Below are 1,028 nucleotides of genomic sequence, written 5' to 3' on the forward strand. Positions count from 1 at the left end.
TGGCTTCTCGTTCAGCGACTTCGGCTTCACATAGTGCGAGCAAAAAGCGTTCCGGTGAGAGACCATTACGTGCCGCATCTTGTGCGTAGGATTGATACAATTGAAGAAATGAGGGAAGATTGAGTGCGCGAAGATACGCTTCAAGAAGTGCCTGATGGTCCTGCGTTGTTCCAGTGATCGTCGTCATACTTGATGCTCCCTGTGCCTACCAAGGTAACTTCAACAACTGTTCATATCGGGAAAGGTCAACGGGTTGTTGCCCAACCGCCGCTAAATCCGGTCGATCGGAAAGATCGAGTGGGCGCCTGTCTCCTGGTTCGCCTTCATTGGCCATTTCATGGAGGCAGTAGAGAACGCCATCAAGATGCACACATCCGTACGTCAGAGCCCGATCAATCGCCTGTTCCATCTGAGAAGCAGAAAAGTGTTCATGGAGCATCAAGATGCGAACAAATTCTTGGACACCTCTGCCATCAGGCCAGGTTTCTCGCAGTTGCTCTAACATCTGCTGGTAGGATGAGGGCCACTCCTGCCGCCATCGTTTGATGGGCTTGGCATACTCAAAAGCTCCTGGTTTTTGTTCCAGCAACACGAGATAGTGCAGGGGATCGAAGATATCTTGTTCACGCCCATAACACCTGGGATGGCTTGCCAATTGGTGCGTTCCATCATAGATCTCAATGGTAAATGGGTAGGCTTTGATGGTGACGGTGCGCCGCGCGTGCTTCACAGGCACCGAATATCGGTTCGTCTCGTAGTGAGCTTGAGAGTAGGGAGTGAGCCGAGCATTGACCATGTCGCAGCAGTCATAGTCAGAAGGAGGAAGAGCCAGCAACAGCGAACGTTCTTGCTCCCAAGCTTGTCCGATGGTCTGATTTTCACGCGAAACGGTACGGCTATCCTCAGCTTCACAGCGCTCTAACACTTGCTTGTTCAAATCCGCAAAACTCGTCGCCGTTGGAAGAGGGACCAGAAAATTTCGTCGTGTGTATCCCACGGCGGCTTCCACACCCCCTTTCTCGTTGCCC

At 52.0% G+C, this 1,028-nt stretch carries 1 protein-coding gene and 1 pseudogene; both read right to left on the minus strand.

The annotated features are described in order from the left end of the window. Positions 1-187, minus strand: a pseudogene (locus F1593_RS28105) (hypothetical protein); the annotation flags it as partial. Between the two features lie 18 nt (positions 188-205). Further along, positions 206-1,028 (minus strand): Mu transposase domain-containing protein (locus F1593_RS28825; protein WP_443092400.1); only part of this gene is annotated, 823 nt, incomplete at its 5' end.

Source organism: Dictyobacter arantiisoli (genome assembly GCF_008326305.1).
Classification (GTDB): domain Bacteria; phylum Chloroflexota; class Ktedonobacteria; order Ktedonobacterales; family Ktedonobacteraceae; genus Dictyobacter; species Dictyobacter arantiisoli.